This window comes from Mucilaginibacter aquatilis, assembly GCF_009755275.1.
Lineage (GTDB): Bacteria > Bacteroidota > Bacteroidia > Sphingobacteriales > Sphingobacteriaceae > Mucilaginibacter > Mucilaginibacter aquatilis.
This window is the reverse complement of sequence record NZ_WQLA01000001.1, coordinates 594,162-618,764: the sequence shown is the minus strand read 5'-3', so window position 1 is coordinate 618,764 and position 24,603 is coordinate 594,162. Positions and strand designations below refer to the sequence as shown.

The window sequence follows — 24,603 nt, the reverse complement described above, 5'->3', positions numbered from 1 at the left end:
TATGTCTAAGAAAATCATCTGCATTATGCTTTTGGCATTGGTGGGTTTTGCTTTTGTAGCCAACAAACCGGCCGATTTGCCTCAACTTAAAATATCAGCTAACCACCGTTACTTTATGACGGGTAACGACAAGCCTTTCTTTTGGCTGGGCGATACCGGCTGGTTGCTTTTTGCCAAACTTAACCGTGCCGAGGCCGAAAAATACCTGGAAATACGTAAACAACAAGGCTACAATGTAATACAGGTTATGATAATTCATGATATTAAAGAAGTGAATGCTTATGGCGATTCTGCTTTAGTGGCATCAAACATTGCCAATCCTAAAGTTACTGAGGGAAATAATCCCGAAAACGCTGCGCAGTATGATTACTGGGACCATGTTGATTACATTGTTGATTTAGCTGCAAAAAAAGGTATTTACATGGCTTTAGTTCCTGTTTGGGGTTCAGTGGTGAAATCAAAAAACCACGATGTACCAGCCGAGAAAGCCAAAGTATATGCTGATTTTCTGGCTAAACGCTACCAAAACCGTAGCAACATCATTTGGATGAACGGGGGCGATATTGCCGGCAGCGATTCAACCCGGGTTTGGAATACGATAGGTGCAACTTTACGCGCCGAAAATCCCGATAAGTTAATTACTTATCACCCTCGTGGCCGCACCCAGTCGTCAACCTGGTTTCATAATGAGCAGTGGTTAGATTTCAACACTTTCCAATCAGGTCACCGCACTTACGCGCAAGACACGTCTAAAAAAGATTTGAAATACGGTGAGGATAACTGGAAATACGTAAACGTTGATTACAACAAAACCCCGGTTAAGCCCACATTTGATGCCGAACCATCTTACGAGAAAATTCCATGGGGGTTGCACAATGTAAAGCTTCCACGCTGGACGGCTGCCGATGTACGCCGTTATGGTTATTGGTCGGTTTTTGCAGGTGGTTGTGGTTACACTTACGGTAATAACGACGTAATGCAAATGCATAAACCAACTGATAAGAAAGCTGCCTACGGTTCTAAAGATTATTGGTACAAATCTATCAATGATCCCGGTGCTAAACAGATGGTGTACATCAAAAACCTCATGTTATCACGCCCTTACTTCGAGCGCGTGCCCGATCAATCGCTTATTGCAGGTAAGCAAGGTACCCGTTATAATTATTTGCTCGCTACCCGTGGTAAAAACTACGCCTTCATTTATACTTACAATGGCAAAAATTTCTCGGTTAATACCAGCAGTTTGCCGGGTACTAAAATTAAATCATCGTGGTTTAACCCGCGTACAGGAGCAACCACCGCAGGCACCACTCAGGCCAAAGCCAAAACACTGGCCTTTAATCCACCGGGTGAACCTAAAAATGGTAACGATTGGGTGTTGATTCTGGATGCTATTTAAGAAGGAAATGTTCATGATAGAAGAAAATATAAACACCCTGTCATTCCGAGGAACGAGTGATCTTATCAAAGCGATCAGCTGCCCGGCTCTTAGGGTTTTCTCTCTGTCGTTCCGGATGACAAAGCTTGTTATACTGATATACAGTGTGCTTTTAATCACCTCATGTGCCGCTAAAAAAGACGTTTACCTATTTACCTCATTTCACGAACCCGCTAATGAAGGGTTGCGACTGCTGTATAGTAATGATGGTTACCACTGGAACGATTTTAAGCACATATTCCTAAAGCCTGAAGCCGGCGATGCTAAAATAATGCGCGACCCGTCAATGGTGCAGGGGCCGGACGGAACTTTTCACCTGGTGTGGACTACCGGCTGGAAAGGTGATTTAGGTTTTGGCTATGCATCATCAAAAGATTTAATACACTGGTCGCCTCAGCAGCACATTAACATTATGGCTACCGAGCCAACTACCGTTAATGTATGGGCACCAGAGATTTTTTATGATGATGTAAAGAAACAATACATCATTGTTTGGGCATCTTGCATTCCTGGCCGTTTTCCTAACGGACAGGAGGATGCCAACAATAATCACAGATTATATTACACCACTACAACTGATTTTAAAGCATTTAGCACGGCGAAATTATTCCTCGACCCTGGTTTCAGCGTTATAGATGCGCAGATTTTGAAACGCGGAACTCAAGATTATGTGCTGGTAATGAAAGATAATACCCGCCCTAACCGTAACATTTTAGTAGCTACTGCAAAAGATCCACTAGGTCCGTACAGTAACTACAGTAGCAGGTTTACGGAGCTTTTCTCTGAAGGACCCAATGCTACCAAAGTGGGCAACGACTGGCTTATTTATTATGACTCGTACCGCCTAAAGAGATACGGGGCCATGCAAACCACCGATTTTAAAACCTTTACCGATTTTTCGAACAAGGTAACGGTGCCCGAAGGTCATAAACACGGTACCATATTAAAGGTAACCACTAAAACGTTAAATAATTTAAAGAAAGAAACAGGCGTGCAGTAATGCAGGCCCTTTTGTGTTTTTATGAAGTTATTGAATAGTAAAAGTATTTTAACCGTTATAGCGGCTATAGGCATAACAACTGTAAACGCACAGGATACAGTGCACTACAGCGGTAAAACCTTATCTAACGTTGATTACCACCACGGGCAGTTAGTGCCGGTTATAGGCGTGCATAGTCAGCAGGTTTTTCGTGCTAACCGCGAGCACCCCGATCAGGCCGATGGTTTTGGCTTTACATATAACCATGCGCCTATGCTGGCTTATTGGAATAAAACTTTTTATGTTGAATACCTAAGTGATAAGGTAGGTGAAAGTGTTCCTCCCGGTCAAACTTTGGTTGTAACATCTAAAGATGGTAATACCTGGAGCAAGCCAACGGTGGTATTTCCTCAGTATAAAATACCTGATGGTACAACTAAGCCCGGTCATGATGGAGTAGCCAAAAATTTAATGGCTGTGATGCACCAGCGTATGGGCTTTTATACCTCAAAATCAAATCACCTGCTGGTATTAGGCTTTTATGGTATTTGCCTTGATGCAAAAGACGACCCGAACGACGGCCTGGGCATTGGCCGCGTAGTGCGCGAAGCACTGCCTGATGGTAAGTATGGCCCTATCTATTTCATTCACTACAACCCAAAATGGAACGAGAGCAATACCTCGTACCCTTTCTATAAAAAGAGTAAAAATAAAGCGTTTGTGCAGGCTTGTGATGAGCTGATGGCCAACCCGCTTATGATGATGCAATGGGTAGAAGAAACCGATCGTAAAGACCCAATCATTCCCCTGCATAAAGAATATAAAGCTTTTAATTACTATCACTTACCTGATGGTCGTGTGGTAGGCTTATGGAAAAATGCTTTAACCGCTATAAGTAAAGACGGCGGTAAAACCTGGCCTAATGCTACCCGTGCACCACGTTTTGTAAACGCGGCTGCCAAAATATGGGGACAAAAAACCAGCGATGGCAAATATGCCACGGTGTATAATCCGTCAGAGTACCGTTGGCCGCTGGCTGTATCGGTAAGTAAGGATGGCTTGGATTATACAAACCTGCTATTGGTTAATGGCGAAATTTCGACCATGCGCTACGGTGGCAATTACAAATCATACGGGCCGCAATACATACGTGGCATTATAGAAGGTAACGGTACGCCGCCCGATGGTAAAATGTGGCTTACTTACAGTATGAACAAGGAAGACATTTGGGTGTCATCGGTACCTGTGCCGTTGACCGAAGTTGCAACCGCTCATGCTAACGATAATTTTGCTCAGCTACCTGCCGGTAAAGAACTCGACAAATGGAATTACAACAGTGGCTTATGGACTCCTGTATCTATTGATAAAGCGCCTGATGGTACTAAAAGCCTTGCATTGAAAGATTGGGACCGTTATGATTATGCCAAAGCAGAACGCATAGTGCCTGAATCAGAGGTTTTAGAAACCGAATTTGTGGTTGTACCCGCTCAAAACAGCAATGGCCAGCTCGACATCGAGTTTCAGGATGCCAAAGGCCAGGCCGGAATCCGTTTGGCATTTGATTCAACAGGTACCTTTAAAGGGAAGTCAGGCTACCGGTATAAAAACTTCATGAAGTATGAGGCAGGTAAAGAATACCGCATCAAACTTAAATTAAACGTAAAGAACCGCTTTTACACCATGAATGTAAACGGTAAAGAACTGTCGTTATCGTTAATGTTTGCACCGTTAACCAGCGTAAGCCGTATTGTGTTCCGCACCGGCGACGTACGCCGTTTCCCTGATGCTGATACGCCTACCGATCAGAATTTCGACTTGCCTAAGGCAGGTGACCCGGTTAAACAGGCTTCGTTTTACATCAAATCATTTATTACAAAAGGTAACTAATGTTCAGAGGATTTTACAAAGCTTTTGGCGTAATGCTAACCGGCTGCCTAATAGCCGCTAATAGCCATGCTACAGTTGTGCTCCCTAAAATATTGGGTAACGGCATGGTGTTGCAGCGCAATCAGCCGGTACCTGTTTGGGGAACTGCGGCCAAAGGCGAAAAGGTTACCGTACGCTTTGCCGGCCAAACCAAAACTGCAACTGCAGATACGGGCGGTAAATGGCGAGTGTTTCTAAAACCAATGGAAGCATCAGCAAAGGGTAGGGACCTAATGATTTCAGGTACCAATAAAATTGTTCTAAGCGATATTTTGGTAGGTGAAGTTTGGTTATGCTCGGGGCAAAGTAATATGCAATACGAGATGCGCAAGAACAGCAAAGTTGCCCGTCCTGATACCAGCACTGCTAATTCTCCTATTGATGAGCTGGAGCGTGCGCACAACCCTGCTATCCGTATTTTTTTAGTTGATAGAAAACGCCAGGTAAAGCCCGATTCAACTCATAGCGGCTGGAGCATAGCGCAGGATTCGGCTTTACGCGCGTTTTCGGCAGCGGGCTACTTTTTTGCTAAAAAGATTCATGCCGAGTTGAAAGTGCCTGTGGGTATCATATCATCAGCCGTTAGCGGCAGCCGTATAGAGCCATGGATAAACGAAACGGCATTTAACTCCGAGCCCTATTTTAAAACTATTAAAGTTGATGGCGATCCGGGTAAGTTTTATCATCCTATGATTGAAACTTTGGCTCCGTATGCCATTAAAGGTTTTTTATGGTACCAGGGCGAAAGTAACGTGGGCGAAACTATGAGCTACATTTACAAAATGCAGGTACTCATCAACAGCTGGCGTAATCTTTGGGGTAACAATAAACTTCCGTTCTATTATGTTCAACTGGCGCCTTATACAAATTCTGTAGATAAAAAGTTTACCAACGAAACACTGCCTGAATTCCGTGAAGCGCAAGTACAGGTATTACAAATACCCCGCACGGGCATGATTGTAACTACCGATTTGAACGATAACGTGAAGAACATTCACCCACCGTTTAAGTGGGAGATCGGTCGTCGTTTGGCTTTAGTTGCATTAGCTAAATCTTATGGCTTAAAAAATGAATATTCGGGGCCGGTTTATGCTGGTATGAGTGTAGACCGCGATCAGGTCATCCTTAAATTTGATCATGTGGGTAAAGGGTTAATCAGTAATAATGGTAAACCATTAACTCATTTTGTAATTGCAGGTGCCGATAAAAAGTTCGTTCCAGCGAACGTCATGATCAAAGACAATGTTCTGGTTGTTTCATCGCCCGACGTGAAAAAGCCTGTAGCCGTGCGCTTTGCATGGGATGAAGCAGCTCAACCCAATTTTTACAATAAAGACGGCTTACCGGCTATGCCTTTTCGTACCGATAACCCGCTAAAATATAAATCCGTTAATTGATATTGTTTTTAATGAAGTCTTTTTGCCGTTACATTGCTCTTATTGGTCTGCTAACCTTAGCGGGCTTAACATCTTTTGCCCAGCAAACACAAAAAATGTACCTCTCGGGCACCGGCAGCGACAAAACGGTTAACTGGCAATTTCACTGCTCCGCAGGGCGTAACTCCGGCAAATGGACTACCATACCGGTACCATCAAATTGGGAATTGCAGGGCTTTGGCAAGTACAACTATGGCTGGGCTAAAGACACCGCAAGAGGTAAAGAAGTAGGACAGTACAAGTATAAATTTAAGGTTCCTGCATCATTCGAAGGCAAAACCGTTCAAATAGTGTTTGAGGGCGCCATGACCGATACGGAGGTGAAAATAAACGGCAAACCTGCCGGACCAATGCATCAGGGCTCGTATTATGCCTTTAAATATGATATTACCTCACTACTAAAATTTGATGGCACCAACCTCTTAGAGGCAACCGTTGCCAAACACTCGGCCAATCAATCGGTTAATGAGGCTGAGCGCAAAGGCGATTTCTGGATATTTGGCGGCATTTTCCGCCCGGTTTATCTGCAGGCTTTGCCGGTTCAGCACATCAGTCGTGTTACATTAGATGCACAAGCAAATGGCAGCTTTAAGGCTGATGTTTATTTGAAAAGTGCACCGGTAAACAGCACTGCATCGGTACAAATAACTACATTAAACGGTCAAAAAGTAGGTGCCCAGGTGAATGCTGCGGTTGCAGCAGATTCGGTTATGCACCTGCAAGCTAACATAGCCAACCCTAAGCAATGGTCGCCCGAAACACCTGATTTGTATAATGCGGTATTTACCCTGACTCAAAACGGAAAAGTGCTACACACGGTTACCAAACGCTTTGGCTTCCGTACGGTAGAAGTTAAGCAGCGTGATGGCGTATACGTGAACGGTTTTAAAGTGAAATTTAAAGGCGTTAACCGTCATTCGTTTTGGCCTACAACCGGCAGAGCTTTAAACAAATTGCGCAGTATTGAAGATGCCAACTTGATTAAAGATTTAAATATGAATGCCGTGCGCATGTCGCACTACCCACCCGATGATCATTTCCTGGACGTGTGCGATTCATTAGGCCTTTTTGTACTGGATGAACTGGCCGGCTGGCACGGACATTACGACACCCAAACCGGTACCAAGCTCTTGAAGGAAATGATGGAGCATGATGAAAACCATCCATCCATTGTTTTATGGGTGAACGGAAACGAGGGCGGGCATAACGTTGAACTTGATCCATTATTCCGTAAAATGGATGTGCAAAAACGCTCTGTACTGCATGCCTGGGAAGATTTTGGCGGCTTCGATACGCAACACTACCGGGATTATAACTACGGCATAGGCACATATGATAATGGGCACAGCATTGTAATGCCAACCGAATTTTTGCACGGCATGTACGATGGCGGTCACGGTGCCGGTATCGACGATTACTGGAAAATGATGCTCGCTAACCCGCTATCGGCCGGTGGATTTCTTTGGGATTTTGCCGACCAGGGTGTATTGCGCACCGATCAGAAGGGCAGAATTGATACTGAGGGCGACAAAGGACCTGACGGCATAGTTGGCCCATTCCACGAAAAAGAGGGAAGCTTTTTTACGGTGAAAGAAGTGTGGTCGCCCGTATTTTTTGAGCGTAGAGAAATAGCTTCGGGATTTGATGGCGTGTTTCATTTAGAGAACCGCTACAACGTAACCAATCTTAACCAATGTACATTCACCGGTAAGTTGGTGAGGGTGAGTGATACTTATGGCAAAGCCAAGCCGGCCGAGCTAAACATCGCCATTACATCGCCCAACATTAAACCTTGGGAAAAAGGCGACCTCAAAGTTAATATGCCGTCTGACTTTAAAAGCTACGACTTTTTGTACATCACCGTAACTGATAACTATAAGCGTGAGCTATTTACCTGGAGCTGGCCTATTACTAAGCCGGAGAAGGTTGCCCGCAAAATTGTAGTTAAAGATGGCAAGCAAACCATTAATGTAACCGGGGTAGATTCGTTGTATCAGGTTAGCGCCAACGGCATTAAACTATGGTTTAGTAAAACCAGCGGTATGCTTGAAAAAGTGGAAAACACTAAAGGTATAATTCCGTTCAACAACGGTCCCGTATTACAAGAGGGTGCTAACAACTTTAAAAATTTTACGCAAAAGCTGGAAGGTAAAAACGTGGTAATTGAATCAACGTTTGACCGCAAAGCTGCTTATAACACTTTGCAGTGGACTATATACCCAACCGGTTGGGTTAAAATGCAGGTGCGCTATTTTCCGGGTGATTACTTTACCAATTTTGTAGGTCTAAACTTCTCGTTCCCCGAAAAGGAAATGAAATCGGTGGAATACATGGGCAGCGGCCCTTACCGTGTGTGGAAGAACCGTATGAAAGGCACTAAGCTGGGTGTTTGGAAAAAGGACTACAACGACACCGAAACCGGGCAAAGCTGGAATTACCCTGAGTTTAAGGGCTACCATGCTAATATGTACTGGTGTAAATTTATTACTAGTAGTCAGCCATTTACCGTGCTTACCGATGATGAAGATACGTTCTTCCGCCTGTTTACACCCAAACCACACGATGATCAATGGCATAACTACGTGGTGAAATTTCCTTCGGGCGATATATCTTTTATGCAGGGCATTGGTGCCATTGGCAACAAAACTTTAGGTGCCGAAGATACCGGGCCAATGGGTATGAAGCACATTTTTTACGATTACGAAAAGGAGCCTAAACGCGCCAAGGAAATGAACCTTTACTTTGATTTTTCGGGGAGATAACCATGAAGTTACTTAAACATATAAAAGCAGTTTTACTGGGTTTGTCTATCAGCGCAAATGTATTTGCAGCCGATATTCAACTGCAAAACTTGCGTTGCGAAATGCTGGTAAATCCGCAAGGCATTGATGTAGTACAACCGCGGTTAAGCTGGCAGTTAACCGGTACCGGCCGCAATATTATGCAAACGGCTTATGAGGTTATAGTGGCATCATCGCCTGCAAAGTTGGCCGCCGGCCAGGGCAATCTTTGGACTTCGGGCAAAGTGGCTTCTAACGAGTCGGTAATGATAGCTTACAAAGGTAAAGCCCTTAAAAGTGGTACTGCCTGCTACTGGAAGGTAAAAGTGTACACCAATAACGGCGACAGCCAATGGAGCACACCGGCCAAATGGAGCATAGGTTTATTATCCCCTGCCGATTGGAAAGGCAAATGGATAGGCTACGAAAAGGGTTCGCCCTGGGATAGTGTGTCTAAATTCTCGCGCTTATCGGCACGCTACTACCGCAAGGAGTTCTCATCAGCAGCGAAGGTAAAAAGAGCTACTGCCTATATTTCAGGCCCAGGCCATTTCGAATTATACATTAACGGTAAAAAGGTGGGCAACGAGGTGTTGGCACAAATGCCTACCGATTATACTAAATCGGTACAATACAGCACTTATGATGTTACTGCCGATGTAAAGCCGGGCAAAAACGCCATTGGTGCAGTTTTAGGTAATGGCAGGTATTTTACCATGCGCCCTAAATATAAGCCTAAAAAGATAAAGGAGTTTGGTTTCCCTAAAATGCTGGTGCAACTGGATTTGGAGTACGCCGATGGTCATCACCAACTGGTGGTAAGTGATCAAACCTGGAAAATGACCGCCGATGGCCCCATACGCAGCAATAACGAATATGATGGTGAAGAATACGACGCCAATAAAGAGTTAACCGGTTGGAGTAAAGTAGGCTATAACGCTGCCAGGTGGTTTAAACCCGAACTGGTTGACGCACCCGGTGGCAAACTGGTTGCGCAAATGAGCGAACCCATTAAGGTAATGCAAAGCATTCAGCCAAAAAAACTGAGCCAGCTTAAATCCGGTACCTGGATTATGGATATGGGGCAGAACATGACCGGCTGGATAAAAATTAAGGTAAAAGGCAAACGTGGCGATAAAGTAACCATGCGCTTTGCCGAAACGCTGCAAAAAGACGGTAGCTTATATGTTGCCAACCTGCGCGATGCCAAAGTTACCGATGTATATACCCTGAAAGGCGCAGCAGAAGAAACATGGCACCCGGTATTTGTGTATCACGGCTTTAGATATGTTGAAATTACCGGCTATCCTGGCAAGCCTAAAGAAAGTGATTTTACAGGCGAGATGGTGTATGATGCGTTGGCCACCATTGGTGAGTTCGAAACATCTAACGAGGTAATTAATAACGTTTACCGCAATACCTGGTGGGGTGTAGCCGGAAACTATAAAGGCATGCCGGTTGATTGTCCGCAACGTAACGAGCGTATGCCGTGGTTAGGCGACAGGGCAACCGGATCGTTAGGCGAAAGCTTTATTTTTGATAACCAAAAACTTTACACCAAGTGGTTGGATGATATTGAAGAATCGCAAACAGCTGAAGGTGCCATCCCGGATGTGGCTCCGGCATACTGGAATTATTACAGCGATAACATGACCTGGCCTGCTACCTATGTACTAATTGCCGATATGCTGTACAAACAGTTTGGCGATGCTCGTCCGGCCGAAAAGCATTATGCCTCTATGAAAAAGTGGCTTACCTACATGAAAGGTAAGTACATGAAGGACTACATTGTAACTAAAGACAAATATGGTGATTGGTGCGTTCCGCCCGAATCACCTGAACTGATACACGCTAAAGATAGTAGCCGTACCACCAACGGGCAATTGATTGCTACGGCATACTATTACCGTATGCTTTTTCAAATGAAACGCTTTGCGCAGATGTTTGGAAAGCAGGATGATGCTAAAGAATTTTCGGCTTTGCAGGGCAAAATTGCCGATGCGTTTAACGCTAAGTTTTATAATGCTCAAACGCAGCAATATGATAATGGTACAGTAACAGCCAACTTACTACCGCTGTACTTCGATATAACTCCGGTAGCTAACCGTAAAGCCGTGTTCGAAAACATAGTAAGACGTGTGACAACCGTTGATAACAATCACATTGCCACTGGTGTAATAGGTACCCAATGGTTAATGCGCGGACTAACCGAATATGGTCGTCCGGATTTGGCTTACCGCATTGCCACTAATAAAGATTACCCAAGCTGGGGTTATATGGCCGAGCGTGGCGCTACCACCATTTGGGAACTTTGGAATGGCGATACTGCCAACCCAAGCATGAACTCGGGAAACCACGTCATGTTGCTTGGCGACCTGATTGTTTGGTATTATCAAAATTTGGCTGGTATTAAAGCGGGCATTAACCAGCCCGGCTTTAAGCAGGTAATTATGAAACCAACCCTGCCTGATGGATTGAAGTTTGTAAAATCATCTTACAAAACTCCTTACGGTTTGGTAAAAAGCGAGTGGAGAAAAGGAAGCAACTTTGATTGGAACATCAGCATACCGGCTAATGCTACGGCGTTGATTTCCATTCCGGCAAAATCGGCCGGTGGGGTTACCGAGGGTGGCAAAAAAGCTGCCGAAGCAGAAGGCTTAAAGTTTGTAAAAATGGATAAAGGCTACGCGGTTTACGAAGCAGGCTCGGGCAATTACAGCTTTAAATCGGATTTATAAGAAGAGAAGAACCAATATAAACACACCGATATATGAAGAAGTACATTAAAACATCAGTAATTATAGCAGCGGCAACGTTGTTTACTGTAAATGTTTATGCTCAACAAACTGCTGAGGCGAAGCCTGGTATGACGGCTGAAGCAAGAGCAAAATTTGACGAGGAAACCGATAAACGCGCAGCCGAATGGGTGGCTTCGCTTAATTTAAACAACCCTGCAAAAGAAACAGCGGTAAAGGGCATCATTGCTACGCACCTGAAAACCATACGCGATTGGAACAATGAGCATCCGGCAGCAACTGTACCTGCTGGAATTAACCCGGCTACGGGCAACCCGCTAAGCGCGGTTGATAGGCAGGTAATAGCCATATCGGCCATGCCCAAATTAGTACATGAAACGTTGATGACCGGCCTTCGCCAAAATTTAGATGAAGCACAGGTTGAAGCCATACTGGATAAATATACCATCGGCAAAGTGGCCTTTACCATGAATGGTTATCGTTCCATAGTGCCAAACCTTACTCCCGAAGAAGAAAAAGTGCTAACCGCAAACCTGAAGAAGGCCCGTGAACAAGCTGTTGATTATAAGAACATGACTCAGATATCGGCCATTTTTGAGATTTACAAAACCAAGAACGAGCAATATTTAAACACGCACGGCCGCAACTGGCATGACATGTTTAAGGCTTACACTGATGCCGTGAAAGCTAAGAAGGCTGCTGCCAAAGCTGCCGCTGAAAGCAAACCGGCTAACTAATAAATTAATGATGATGTTTACCTCCCTGATAAAAAGATGCGCTCCGGCGTTACTGCTATTTGCAACGTTGAGTGCTAATGCGCAAAGCATAAGCAACCCCTGGCGCAGTGGCATTGTAACCGATGAGTTTGTTTACGAAAAAGCCCCTTATAAAGAGTGTCATTCGTCAACCATTGTTGAAACACCCAAAGGTTTAGTAGCTGCGTGGTTTGGCGGTACTAAAGAACGTAACCCCGATGTATGTATTTGGGTAAGCCGCCATGTAAATGGTAAGTGGACCGAAGGCATCAACGTAGCCAACGGTATCCAAAATGATACCTTACGATACCCAACGTGGAACCCTGTTTTGTACCAAATTCCGGGCGGCGAACTGTTGCTATTTTACAAGATAGGCCCAAGCCCGTCAACATGGAAGGGCTATCTAAAACGTTCGAAAGATAACGGCGTTACTTGGGGAGCGCAAGAAGCTTTACCCGAGGGTTATTTAGGCCCAATCAAGAATAAACCGGTATTAGTAGGTAAAAACCTGTTTTGCCCAACTAGTGTAGAAGGTAAAGGCGGCTGGAGAATTCATTTCGAAGTAACAGCCGACTGGGGTAAAACCTGGAAGCAAATTGAGGTAGCCAAAGGGCCTGATACATTAGAAGGTATACAACCAAGCATTTTAAAGCATAAAGATGGCCGCTTACAGTTATTGGCTCGCAGCCGCAACCGTGCGTTGCTTACTGCATGGTCAAGCGACCAGGGTATGACGTGGACTCCGCTCGAAAAAACTAATCTGCCCAATAATAATTCGGGTACTGATGCGGTAACTTTGAAAGATGGCCGGCAACTGCTGATTTATAACCACGTGTTGCCTCCGGGTAAGCTGGCTAAAGGGCCGCGTACGCCGTTAAACGTATCGCTGTCAAAAGATGGAAAAACCTGGTATGCCGCTTTGATTTTAGAAGATTCGCCAATCAGCCAGTATTCTTACCCATCGGTAATTCAAACCAAAGATGGTATGATTCATTTCATTTATACCTGGCGCCGGTTACGCATTAAACATGCCGTTGCCGACCCTAAAAAGCTGAAATTGGTAGAAATCAAAAACGGCGAATGGCCTGAAGTTAAAGGTTACAAACTGCCGGAGATTAAGGCTGAATCGAAGGATTTATAATATGAAATAGAGACACAAAGTATTGTGTCCCTACGGTTATAAAATGAATTTGTAGGGGCACAATACTTTGTGCCTCTCTTTGAAAAACAAATGTTAAATAACAAGAAAATAAGGTTAATCATCCTGCTCCTTTTAGGGGTCTGCGATGCCTTTGCCCAAAACACTTCCGATAACGAATACAAGAAACCCCTGAAACAGGTTTTGGCCGAAGTTGAAGCCAAATTCAAAGTAAAGGTTAAGTATTCGGAAGACATGGTTAAAGATCGCTGGGTACCATATGCCGACTGGCGTTACAAGCCGACTGCTGCCAAAACACTGGCTGCCATGCTAGCTCCGCTAGATATGAAGGTAAACGAGGAAAAGCCCGGTAACTTTAAGCTGAAATATTACGAATATTCGCGCTTAACGCCGGAGGAGGGTAAAGAAAAACTGGCCTACCTGTCGTCGTTTTATACGGATAAAACCAGTTGGGAAAAGCGCAAGGCGGATTTGCGCCCGTGCATGTACGAGGCTCTGCAATTATCGCCTATGCCGGTTAAGCCTAAATCAAAACCCATTATTACCAATAAGCGGGTGATGGATGGTTATACTATTGAGAACATTGCCATTGAAACTTTACCCGGCGTGTATGTATGCGGATCGTTATACAAGCCGTTGAAAGTTAAAGGCAAAATACCCGTAGTGCTTTGTCCCGACGGGCATTTTGGAGATGGCCGTTACCGTGCCGATGGGCAATACCGTTACGCTATGCTGGCCAAAATGGGCGCTATGGCTATCAGTTATGATCTTTTTGCCTGGGGCGAATCATTACTGCAATTTGATGGCAAAGACCATCGCCGTAGTTTAGCCATGACTATACAGGCGCTTAACAGTATGCGTATACTCGATTACCTCTTGTCGCTTAAAGAAGCTGATACCAGCAGGGTGGCTATTACCGGTGCATCGGGTGGCGGCAGCCAAACTATGTTGATTACCGCGCTTGATGACCGCATTAAGCTAAGCGTGCCGGTGGTAATGTTGTCGAGCTATTTTTCGGGCGGATGCCCATGCGAAAGCGGTATGCCGGTGCATTTGTGCGGCGGCGGTACTAATAATGATGAGTTGGCGGCTATGGCTGCACCTCGCCCGCAACTGGTAATTTCGGATGGTGGAGACTGGTCGGCCAATGTGCCCGATACCGATTTGCCTTACCTTCAAAAAATATACAGCTATTATGGTAAGCCCGAAATGGTTGCCAATGCTCATTTCCCTAAAGAGGGGCATGACTACGGCAAATCAAAACGCCTGGCTATGTATGATTTTGTGGCTAAACAATTTAATTTAAATATAGCTGCCGTTAAAGGTGCCGATGGTAAGGTTGACGAAAGCAAGGTAACGATTGAAAAATACCCTGCTATGTATGTATTTGGTGAAAAAGGCAAGAAATTGCCGGCCAAAGCGATACACGGTTTTGCGGAGTTGGAAAAGATTTTTGCAGCGGCGAAGAAGTAAGTTTGATAGCAGTTTGCGTTAGGGATAGCAGTGAAAAGCCCGGAGTGTAGCCATAGCGAAACGAGGACTTGCAGCGGATAGCCCGGGCGAAGGCAACGCCCAAATAAAAGAATAAAAGAACATGAAATCTATGAAAACTACACGTCGCGGCTTTATTGCCCACACATCAATGCTTGGCGCTGGATTGGCCCTGTCGCAAAGCGGTTGTGCATCGTTATTGGGAGGTGCGGCTAAAGGCGGTCGTTATAAAGTGGCAGTAGTTGATTTGATGATATTGAAGCGTCAGAAATTGGGTGCATTTCAGTTAGCCAAAGACATAGGCGCCGATGGGGTAGAAGTAGACATGGGCGGATTAGGCAACCGGCCGACTTTTGAAAACCAGTTAGCTCAACCTGAAACAAGGCAACAATTTTTGAATAAAGCCAAAGAGCTGAACTTGGAGATATGCTCAATGGCAATGACTGGATTTTTTGCCCAGTCGTTTGCCACACGTGATGGGGTAGACCGCATGGTGCAGGATTGTATTGATACCATGAGGGCTATGAACGTAAAGGTGGCATTTTTGCCGTTCGGTGTAAATGCCGACCTGACCAAGAACCCCGAACTACGCCCTGCAGTAATTGAGCGCCTGAAAATGATTGCTCCTAAAGCTGAGGAAGCAGGTGTGGTAATTGGTATTGAATCATCATTAAATGCTACCGACGAGGCCAAACTGCTGGACGAGGTAGGCTCAAAAGCAATTAAAAGCTATTTCAATTTCTCAAACGCCTGGACTAATGGCCGCGATGTAAACGAGGAGTTGCAGATTTTAGGTAAGAACCGCATTTGCCAGATCCATTGTACCAATACCGACGGTTTTTGGTTACAAAACGATCCGAAAGTTGATTTGAAGAAGGTGAAGAAAACCCTAGATAAAATGAAGTGGGAAGGGTGGCTGGTAATTGAACGCTCACGCGATGTTAAAGACCCGCGCAACGTAAAGTGGAACTTTACGGCAAATACGGCATATGTAAAGTCGATTTTTCAAGGATAGATAAATTACTATAAGCAACTCTTGTCATCTCAAACCAACAAGCTAATCGCTTTCAAAGAGTTTCTCGTACCTCGAAATGACAGAGTTGGGAATAAACTATATATTAAAAACACACATGAATAAAGCTCTACGTAAAACACTCCTTTTGTTATTAACAATAACACTATCGGCAGGCGTGCGTGCTGCTGATATTTATGTGTCGCCTAAAGGAAATGATGCCAATGATGGTACCAAGGGTAGCCCCAAAGCTACGCTGAACGCTGCCCTAAGACAAGCACGCGAATTACGCAGATTGAATGATGAGAGCGTTAAAAACGGTATTCGTATCATAATGGCCGGTGGTGAGTACAGGCTGAACGAGCCGGTATTTATTCGTCCGGAAGATTCAGGAACGGCTACATCTCCAACCTGGATTGAGGCTGCAGCTAACGGGCAACCTGTTTTAAGCGGTGGTATTAATATTAAAGGCTGGCGTAAAGCTGTTGCCAAAGTAGCCGGTTTGCCTGCCTCTGCACAAGGTAAAGTTTGGATGGCCGATGTACCATCGTTGGATGGGCAGGCATTGTTGTTCCGCCAGTTATGGGTGAACGGAAAGAAAGCCGTTCGTGCCCGCGAGGTGGATAACGATAATTTGATGAGCCGCATTTTGTCGGTTGATAAGGTAAAGCAGGAAATGTGGATACCGGCACCCAAAATTAAAACAGGTGCCATAGGCCAAATGGAAATGCTTATTCACCAAATGTGGGCCATAGCAAATTTGCGTATTAAAACTTTGACTGTAGTAGGTGATAAAGCCAAAGTCACCTTTCAACAGCCCGAGAGCCGCATACAGTTTGAGCACCCCTGGCCACAGGCGGTAATAGATAAGGATAAGAAGATGAATGGCAATTCGGCCTTTTATTTGACCAACGCCCTGGAGTTCTTAAACCAGCCGGGCGAGTGGTATGCCGATGCTAAAACTAATAAAATATACTACTGGCCGCGCACTGGCGAAACCATAACCAGCGCAAAGGTGGTTGCCCCCGCACAGCAAACGCTGCTAAAAATGACCGGCACCGCCGACCGCCCCGTGAGCTATGTGTACGTAAAAGGTATAGCCTTTGAGCATGCTACCTGGTTACGCCCATCGCAGCAAGGGCATGTGCCGCACCAGGCCGGTATGTACATGACCGATGCTTACAAGTTGAAGGTTGCAGGTACTCCAGAGAAAAAAGGATTAGAAAACCAGGCATGGGTTGGTCGCCCTGCTGCCGCGGTGGAAGTGGCTTATGCACATCATACCGGTTTTGAGGGCTGCCGTTTTGAGCACATGGCATCAACCGGAGTTAATTACCAGCGCGGAACGCACGATAATGAGATTAAAGGCAATCTTTTTAAAGATATAGGTGGAACAGGAATACAAGTGGGCACTTTTTCTGACGAGGCCTTTGAAGTACACCTGCCTTACAACCCTGATGATAAGCGTGAGGTTTGCACCAACGAGCGCATTATTAACAACCTCATTACCGATGTTACCAACGAGGATTGGGGCTGTGTAGGCATTGGCACCGGCTATGTAAAAAACATCAGCATTGAGCATAACGACATCAGCGAAGTATCATACAGCGGCATCAGCATGGGCTGGGGCTGGACCAAGCTCAACAACGCCATGAGCGGCAACAAAATAACCGCTAACAAAATATCGCGGTACGGTAAACACTTGTACGATGTATCGGGCATTTATACGCTTTCGGCGCAACCTGGTTCGGTTATCTCAGAAAACTATATAGACAGTGTTTACAAAGTACCGTACGCACACGATGTTCACCACTGGTTTTACCTGTATTGCGATGAAGGTTCATCAGGCTTCACCGTAAAAAACAACTGGACTCCGGCTGATAAATTTCTGCAAAATGCAAACGGACCTGATAATAAGTGGGAAAATAATGGCCCGCAGGTAAGCAACAGCATTAAGCAAAATGCTGGTTTGCAGAATGACTATAAGCACCTGTTCAAAAACGTATCAACTACAGCCACATCGCCAATCAATTATGTAGGTTATGATGCTTTTGCCGATAATCCGCAGGTGATTGAAATAGTAAATGCCGATGATAAAGCTGTAGATTTAGAACAGGTGAAAGACCTGTGCATCCGTAACGGTATCCCAAAATCTGCCGTTTACCAGTGGACCAACCGCACGGTGATTTTTGGATACATACCTAACGCCGAAAGCCAGGTAAAAAAGTTGAAGGAAATGTTTCCTAAAGCGGAGGTGAAATTATATACCGATAGGTTTTACACCTTTAACCGCAAAAATAATTGTCCTGATGGCAAAACTGTTGCCGAGTGGGACAACGTGATATTGAGCACAAACCTGGTTGCCGATACGAAAAAACAACAAGAGTATTTGAATTACCACGCCACCCAATTTACTAAGTGGCCCGAGGTAAGCAAAGGGTTCTGTAACGCCAGCTTCCAGCAATTGGTAATATTAAAGAATGGGCGCCAGCTTATGCTCATCATCAGCATACCAAAAGGCGAAGACCTTGACAAGCTAAACCCCAAAACCACCGAAAACAACCCAAGGGTTAACGACTGGAACAAGATCATGAGCCAGTACCAGGAGGGTGTAAAAGGCACCAAACCGGGCGAGGTTTGGGTGTTCTTTCAACCCACAGGAAAATGAGGTTTTAGGTAAAGAATTTGAAGTTTTATAAAGAAATACGAATATATAATTATGCTGAAAATAGGAATTTTAGGTTTGGGCGAAGGCCGCAGCACCATGTCGGCGGCGTTGCACAGTTCAAAATGCGAACTTACCATGGTATGCGACCGCAACCTCGATATGTGTAAAAAGCGTGCCGAGGAGTTCAACTTTCATAGCTATACCACCGAGTATGATGAAATGCTAAACAATCCCGAAATTGACCTGATTGCCATTTACACCCCCGATCACCTGCATGCTACGCACGTAAAGCAGGCACTTTCGGCGGGTAAGCATGTTATTTGCACTAAACCTTTTATTGATGATCTGAGTGATGCTGTAGAGCTTATCCAGCTTTCAGAATCAACCGGTAAAAAGGTGTTTATTGGCCAGAGCTCACGCTTTTTTGAGCCGGCCAAACGTCAGCGTAAAGATTTTGAAGAAGGTTTAATTGGTGATTTAATTACCATTGAAGCTCAATACCATGCTGATCATCGCTGGTTTTTAGAGAAACCATGGGCTTTGGAGCAAGCATTTAAATGGCTGTATGGTGGTTTAAGTCACCCGGTTGATTTTATACGCTGGTATTTACCTAATGTAGAAGAAGTTATGGGTTATGGGATGATCAGCGCTAACGGTCAAAAAGCCGGATTGAAAAACGAGGACACCATGCACTTCATCTTTAAGGCTACCGACGGTCGTATTGCCCGGGTAAGTGGTTGTTATACAGGTCCTACCCAACCTGCGCAGCGCGATAGCGGTATGAGCACTATTTTACGCGGAACCGGTGGCGCTTCACAAGCCGATTACCATGAGTTGCGCTACGCTGTTACCGATAAAACCGGTGAAGAAAAAATTGTGGTTTGGGGCGATTCAACCTTAAAATACTATTTCCGTTTCGAAGGGCAAAGCCATCACGCAGGCGAATATCAGAATTACTTAGAGTACGTAGCCGACTGCCTTGAAAACGGCAAAACTGCATACCCCGACGTAAAAGAAGGTGTTGGAACAGTAGCATTATTACAAGCAATGGACCGCACGCTTAAAACCGGGATGCCGGTAAAAATTAACGATATACTGGCCGAGTTTAACATTTCACCCGATATTTTAAAAGCCTAACCTTACGGCATGGGAAACATTGTACAACATTTAACCTTACTCGATTATGCCATTGTTGCCGCCTATTTGGGGGTACTGATGTTTTTGGGTATACAGGCCAGTTTTAAAAACCGCAAGCGCGGCGATGAAGAAGGAACCTTGTTCCTTGGCGATAAATCATTGGGCTGGTCAAGCATCGGCTTTAACATGTGGGGTACCAACGTTGGGCCCTCTATGCTGGTGGCTTTTGCTGGTGTTGGCTTCAGTACGGGCATTGTGGCCGTAAACTTTGATTGGTACGCCTTTGTGTTTTTAATGCTGCTGGCATTGGTGTTTGCACCGCGTTACCTGGCTGCCAAAGTAAACACCATGCCCGAGTTTATGGGTAACCGCTACGGCGATTCTACCCGTACCATTTTGGCCTGGTATGCGCTCATTAAAATTCAAATCTCGTGGTTGTCGCTTGGCCTTTATGCAGGCGGAACTTTAGTAAGGCAAATATTGGGCATCCCTATGTGGGAGTCGGTTATTGTGTTGGTGGCCTTTGCCGGTTTGTTTACCTATATGGGTGGTTTAACGGCTATTGCTAAGGTGAATGTTTTCCAGATGTTATTGCTTATAGGCGTATCTATTTTACTTACTGTTTTGGGTTTGCAACGCGCAGGGGGCTTATCTAACGTAATTAGCCAAACACCGTCAGGCTTCTGGAATTTACTACATCCAACAACTGATGCCGCTTATCCATGGCATGCCATATTACTGGGTTATCCGGTCGCTGCCGTAGCCTTCTTTTGTACCGATCAATCTATGGTGCAATCGGTATTGGGTGCCCGTAATCTTGAGCAAGGGCAACTTGGTGTTAATTTCATTGGCTGGTTAAAAATTCTTTCGCTGCCGCTGTTCATATTCACCGGTATACTTTGCCGCGTTATTTTCCCTGATTTAAAAGACGAAAATCTGGCCTACATGACCATGGTGACCAACTTGTTCCCTGCAGGATTGAACGGTTTAGTTATCGTGGTATTAATAGCCGTTTTGGTGGGTACCATAGGCTCGTCGCTTAACTCGTTAAGTACGGTGTTCACAATGGATATTTATGCCGAGCGTATCAACAAAAACGCTACCAACAAGCAACTCATCAGCGTTGGCCGCATGTCAATCATCGTGGGTTGTATCCTGTCGGTAGGGGTAGCCATTGCTTTGGATAGCATTAAAGGATTAAAATTCTTCGACGTATTCCAGTCGATACTGGGCTTTATTGCGCCGCCTTTATCAGTTGTGTTTTTGCTTACTGTTTTCTGGAAGCGTACTACCCGTACAGCGGTCAATACCATCCTTTCTGCCGGGTCTGCATTCAGCCTTACTGTTGGCGTTTTATATCTATGGGTTTTCCCTAAAGATGTTTATACTTTTTGGCCGCATTACTTGCTGTTATCATTCTACACGTTTGCTTTCCTAATGGTGGTTGCCATTGTTGTATCGCTGGTTGATCGTAATCCTAAAGTGTACATAGCCGACGAAGACGAAGAACAAAACACGCCGAAAACATCATCCAAAGTTAAAATGGCTTGGGTGCTGTTAACCGTAGTAATGATTGGCTTATACTTATATTTTAACGGACATTAATTGATGAAGAAACAAATCATCTATACCATATTTTCTGTTTTATTGCCCGGCAGTTTATTTGCACAGCTGGTTGATAAAACACCGGCTGCAGTACCCAACGCACCAGCTATTTTTAGTACCGAACCCTGGGAAGACCCGTTGGTAAGCGGCATTAACCGCGATGCCTCGCGCGCTACGGCTTATTCGTTTGCCACAATAAACGAAGCTTTAAAAGGCGAGCGCGATAAATCGGGCCGTATGTTGTTGCTCAATGGTCAGTGGGATTTTTCGTTTGCTGAAAAACCTGCCGATGCACCTAAGGATTTTTACAAAAGCCGTGTTAGCGGCTGGAAGAAAATAAGCGTGCCTTCAAGCGTGGAAATGCTGGGTTATGGTAAGCCTATTTATAAAAGCGCGGTATACCCGTTCCGCCCGGTTAACCCGCCTTATGTACCGCATGATATGAACGGCGTAGGTAGTTACCAGCGCACATTTACCCTGCCTGCCAATTGGAAAGATATGAATGTTACCCTGCACTTTGGCGGCGTAAGTTCGGGCTTTAAGGTGTGGTTAAACGGCAAGTTTTTGGGTTATGGCGAGGATAGCTTCCTGTCATCGGAATTTAACATAACGCCTTATTTACAGGCAGGTGAAAACATTGTGTCGGTACAAAACATCCGCTGGAGCGATGGTTCTTTCCTCGAAGATCAGGATCAATGGCGTTTAAGCGGCATCCACCGCGAGGTAATGCTACTGGCCGAACCTAAATTGCGCATTGCCGATTTCTTTTATCAAACCAAGCTGGATAAGCAGTATAAGGACGCATTGTTAAGTATTCGCCCACGTATAGAAAACCTCACTGGTAAAGCTATCAATGGTTATCAGCTTAAAGCGCAATTATTTGATAAGAACAGCAAAGCAGTTTTTGAGAAGCCATTACAACGTAGCGTTAACGATATTATTAACGAGATTTACCCGCGTTTAGATAACGTAAAGTTTGGCCTGATGGAAGCAAAAGTGAGCGACCCGGCCAAATGGAGCGACGAACAACCGAACTTATATACGCTTACGCTGTCGTTAGAGGACAGTACAGGTAAGGTATTAGAAGTGAAAAGCTGCCGCGTAGGTTTCCGTAGCGTGGAGTTTGCAAAAGATAACAGCAAGCTGCTCATTAACGGCAAGGTGACTTATCTGTACGGCATCAACCGCCCCGACCATCATGCGGTGAAAGGCAAGGCGCTTTCGCGCGAGGATATTTTGGACGATGTGCGCACCATCAAGCGTTTCAATTTCAATTGTATCCGTACCAGCCATTATCCTATGGACCCGTATCTGTATGATTTGTGCGACCAGTACGGTATTTTGGTGATTGACGAGGCCAACCTTGAAACCCATGGTTTAGGCTCTAAACTAAGTAACGACCCTGCCTGGACCAGCGGCTACCTCGACCGTGCTACCCGCATGGTAATGCGCGATAAAAACCACCCGAGCATTGTAATATGGAGCTTAGGCAATGAGGCCGGTCGCGGACCAAACCATGCTGCCATGGCCGCCTGGATTCATGATTTTGATATTACCCGCCCCGTACATTACGAACCTGCACAAGGTACCCCGCAAGCCGAAGGCTATATTGATGTAACCGATGCGCGTTACCTCAAACCAAACGATCACTCGCACCGTTTGCAAAATCCTATTGATGAGCCGTATGTAGATATAGTAAGCCGCATGTACCCGGCCTTATATACAGCGCCTTTGCTGGTTAACCAAAAGAACGGTGATAACCGCCCGATCTTCTTTGTGGAATACTCACACGCCATGGGTAATTCAAACGGTAACTTGAAAAACCTTTGGGACCAATGGCGCTCATTACCGCGCGTAATTGGCGGTGCTATTTGGGAATATAAAGATCAAGGCTTGCTAAAAAAAGATGATGACGGAACCGAATTCTTTGCTTACGGCGGCGATTACGGCGAAAAGTATTTTGACAATTTTACCATTAAAGGAACAGTAGCTTCGGATGGTCGCCCTAAGGCGGCTATGTTTGAGAGCAAGCACGTGTTCCAACCGGTGGTGAGTGAGTTAGTAGATGCTGCCAAGGGCTTAGTAAAAATCACTAATCGTAGTGCTGTACAATCTTTAGCCGGTTTCAGTATTTTGTTACAAATACGTGAAGACGGTAAAGTAGTGGTGAGTAAAGTACTGCCGTCCATGAATCTTGCAGCCGGAAAAGATACCACCATTAGCATTAAATCATACCTGCCATCTTTAAAAACAGGACATGAGTATCTGGCCGATATTCATTTCGGCTTAAGTAAAGATGAACTTTGGGCAGCTAAGGGTTACGAGATAGCATCAGATCAATTTGCATTGACAGGTTTGGTACCAACCAAAGCAGCAACTGCTAACGGTGCTCTTACGTTAAACGATGGTACCGATGCCTACACGCTGAGCGGTAAAGGCTTTAAGGTAAGCATCAACAAGCAAAATGGCGCTTTAAGCTCATACATATTCAATAATCAGGAGCAAATATCGGCTCCGTTCCTGCCTCACTTTACCCGGCCGGTTACTGATAATGATCTTCGTGGCTGGAAATCGAATAAAAAGCTCAAACCGTGGTATACATCAGTTCCTAAACTAAAAGATGTGAAGGCCAATAAACTGGCTAATGGATTGGTGGCGGTAACCAGCAACTATACGGTTGTGGGCGATAGCGCTGCAGTGACCGTGATCTATACTGTTAACGCAACAGGTGTGGTTAAGGTTGATTACCAGTTTGCACCAAAAGTAAGCGGCCTGCCAAACCTGCCTAAGGTGGGTATGCAGGGCGGCATTAAACGCAGTTACGATAATATTAGTTACTACGGCCGTGGTCCGTTAGAAAATTATATTGACCGTAGAAGCGGTTTCGAGGCTGGGATTTACGGCCAATCGATTACCGATTTTATGGAGCCTTACGCCGTACCGCAGGAAAACGGTAACCGCACCGATGTACGCTGGATGTTTTTAGGCGATAAGCAGCAAAACGGTTTGTTGGTAGTAGCCGATAGCCTGCTGAGCATGAGCGCCTGGCCGTACACCGAAGCTAACATTGTAGGAGCCAAGCATACCAACAAGTTAAAAGACGCTGGTTACATAACCCTTAACATCGATTTGATACAGATGGGCGTGGGCGGCAACGACAGTTGGTCGGACGTGGCTGCACCGCTGGATATTTACCAGATACCTGCTAAGCCGTATAGCTATGGTTTCACCTTGTTGCCTTGTAAAGCTACGCCTGCTAATGTAAGTGGTGTGGTGAGTAAGGTGAAGAGTGGTAAATAGTACAGAAGCGTGGCCGCGTTAGGGATTGCCGTGGAAAGCCCGGAGTGAAGCATAGCGGAACGAGGACTTGTAACGAATAGCCCGGCCCGGAGGGAAACGCCCGGATTTAGTTAAAAAAACATGCGTTGTCATTTCGAGTGATAACGGGAAATCTTATAAAA

14 protein-coding genes are annotated in these 24,603 nt (G+C 45.2%); all 14 read left to right on the top strand.

Features of this window, described 5'->3' with window-relative positions; genetic code table 11:
* Position 1 precedes the first annotated feature (1 nt).
* The 14 genes from GO816_RS02910 (at position 2) to GO816_RS02845 (ending at position 24,442) form a co-directional block, all read left to right on the top strand.
* Positions 2–1,399, top strand: coding sequence for a glycoside hydrolase family 140 protein (locus GO816_RS02910; RefSeq protein ID WP_157539843.1), 1,398 nt, complete (start codon positions 2–4; stop codon positions 1,397–1,399).
* A gap of 7 nt (positions 1,400–1,406) precedes the next feature.
* Entirely contained in the window at positions 1,407–2,438 is a 1,032-nt protein-coding gene (locus tag GO816_RS02905) for a glycoside hydrolase family 43 protein (protein WP_232336471.1), read from the top strand.
* Between the two features lie 21 nt (positions 2,439–2,459).
* On the top strand, positions 2,460–4,304 hold the full coding sequence (locus GO816_RS02900) for a six-hairpin glycosidase (protein ID WP_157539842.1): 1,845 nt from the start codon (positions 2,460–2,462) through the stop codon (positions 4,302–4,304).
* Positions 4,304–5,740 (top strand): sialate O-acetylesterase, encoded by a 1,437-nt coding sequence (locus GO816_RS02895; protein WP_232336470.1) that lies wholly within the window; start codon positions 4,304–4,306, stop codon positions 5,738–5,740. Before GO816_RS02900 ends, GO816_RS02895 begins: the two co-directional genes overlap by 1 nt.
* 11 nt (positions 5,741–5,751) lie before the next feature.
* Entirely contained in the window at positions 5,752–8,541 is a 2,790-nt protein-coding gene (locus tag GO816_RS02890; protein WP_157539841.1) for a glycoside hydrolase family 2 protein, read from the top strand.
* A 2-nt stretch (positions 8,542–8,543) separates the two neighbouring features.
* Complete coding sequence (locus tag GO816_RS02885; RefSeq protein ID WP_157539840.1) at positions 8,544–11,297, top strand: alpha-L-rhamnosidase; 2,754 nt, start codon at positions 8,544–8,546, stop codon at positions 11,295–11,297.
* 32 nt (positions 11,298–11,329) lie between these two features.
* On the top strand, positions 11,330–12,052 hold the full coding sequence (locus tag GO816_RS02880; protein WP_157539839.1) for a DUF3826 domain-containing protein: 723 nt from the start codon (positions 11,330–11,332) through the stop codon (positions 12,050–12,052).
* 7 nt (positions 12,053–12,059) lie between these two features.
* Entirely contained in the window at positions 12,060–13,211 is a 1,152-nt protein-coding gene (locus GO816_RS02875) for a sialidase family protein (protein ID WP_232336469.1), read from the top strand.
* A 90-nt stretch (positions 13,212–13,301) separates the two neighbouring features.
* Positions 13,302–14,702, top strand: a complete 1,401-nt coding sequence (locus tag GO816_RS02870) for an alpha/beta hydrolase family protein (protein WP_157539838.1) — start codon at positions 13,302–13,304, stop codon at positions 14,700–14,702.
* Positions 14,703–14,823: 121 nt separating this feature from the next.
* On the top strand, positions 14,824–15,735 hold the full coding sequence (locus GO816_RS02865; protein ID WP_232336468.1) for a sugar phosphate isomerase/epimerase family protein: 912 nt from the start codon (positions 14,824–14,826) through the stop codon (positions 15,733–15,735).
* 115 nt (positions 15,736–15,850) lie between these two features.
* Positions 15,851–18,400, top strand: a complete 2,550-nt coding sequence (locus tag GO816_RS02860; protein WP_157539837.1) for an L-rhamnose mutarotase — start codon at positions 15,851–15,853, stop codon at positions 18,398–18,400.
* A gap of 51 nt (positions 18,401–18,451) precedes the next feature.
* Complete coding sequence (locus GO816_RS02855; RefSeq protein ID WP_157539836.1) at positions 18,452–19,537, top strand: Gfo/Idh/MocA family protein; 1,086 nt, start codon at positions 18,452–18,454, stop codon at positions 19,535–19,537.
* A 9-nt stretch (positions 19,538–19,546) separates the two neighbouring features.
* Positions 19,547–21,142, top strand: coding sequence for a sodium:solute symporter family transporter (locus GO816_RS02850; protein WP_157539835.1), 1,596 nt, complete (start codon positions 19,547–19,549; stop codon positions 21,140–21,142).
* Positions 21,143–21,145: 3 nt separating this feature from the next.
* Entirely contained in the window at positions 21,146–24,442 is a 3,297-nt protein-coding gene (locus GO816_RS02845) for a glycoside hydrolase family 2 TIM barrel-domain containing protein (protein WP_157539834.1), read from the top strand.
* Positions 24,443–24,603: the final 161 nt, after the last annotated feature.

Excerpts from the sequence above, each read along its gene's own strand:
- GO816_RS02910 (WP_157539843.1), top strand. The coding sequence starts at position 2 with ATGTCTAAGAAAATCATCTGCATTATGCTTTTGGCATTGGTGGGTTTT.
- GO816_RS02905 (WP_232336471.1), top strand. The coding sequence starts at position 1,407 with ATGTTCATGATAGAAGAAAATATAAACACCCTGTCATTCCGAGGAACG.
- GO816_RS02900 (WP_157539842.1), top strand. The coding sequence starts at position 2,460 with ATGAAGTTATTGAATAGTAAAAGTATTTTAACCGTTATAGCGGCTATA.
- GO816_RS02895 (WP_232336470.1), top strand. The coding sequence starts at position 4,304 with ATGTTCAGAGGATTTTACAAAGCTTTTGGCGTAATGCTAACCGGCTGC.
- GO816_RS02890 (WP_157539841.1), top strand. The coding sequence starts at position 5,752 with ATGAAGTCTTTTTGCCGTTACATTGCTCTTATTGGTCTGCTAACCTTA.
- GO816_RS02885 (WP_157539840.1), top strand. The coding sequence starts at position 8,544 with ATGAAGTTACTTAAACATATAAAAGCAGTTTTACTGGGTTTGTCTATC.
- GO816_RS02880 (WP_157539839.1), top strand. The coding sequence starts at position 11,330 with ATGAAGAAGTACATTAAAACATCAGTAATTATAGCAGCGGCAACGTTG.
- GO816_RS02875 (WP_232336469.1), top strand. The coding sequence starts at position 12,060 with ATGATGATGTTTACCTCCCTGATAAAAAGATGCGCTCCGGCGTTACTG.
- GO816_RS02870 (WP_157539838.1), top strand. The coding sequence starts at position 13,302 with ATGTTAAATAACAAGAAAATAAGGTTAATCATCCTGCTCCTTTTAGGG.
- GO816_RS02865 (WP_232336468.1), top strand. The coding sequence starts at position 14,824 with ATGAAATCTATGAAAACTACACGTCGCGGCTTTATTGCCCACACATCA.
- GO816_RS02860 (WP_157539837.1), top strand. The coding sequence starts at position 15,851 with ATGAATAAAGCTCTACGTAAAACACTCCTTTTGTTATTAACAATAACA.
- GO816_RS02855 (WP_157539836.1), top strand. The coding sequence starts at position 18,452 with ATGCTGAAAATAGGAATTTTAGGTTTGGGCGAAGGCCGCAGCACCATG.
- GO816_RS02850 (WP_157539835.1), top strand. The coding sequence starts at position 19,547 with ATGGGAAACATTGTACAACATTTAACCTTACTCGATTATGCCATTGTT.
- GO816_RS02845 (WP_157539834.1), top strand. The coding sequence starts at position 21,146 with ATGAAGAAACAAATCATCTATACCATATTTTCTGTTTTATTGCCCGGC.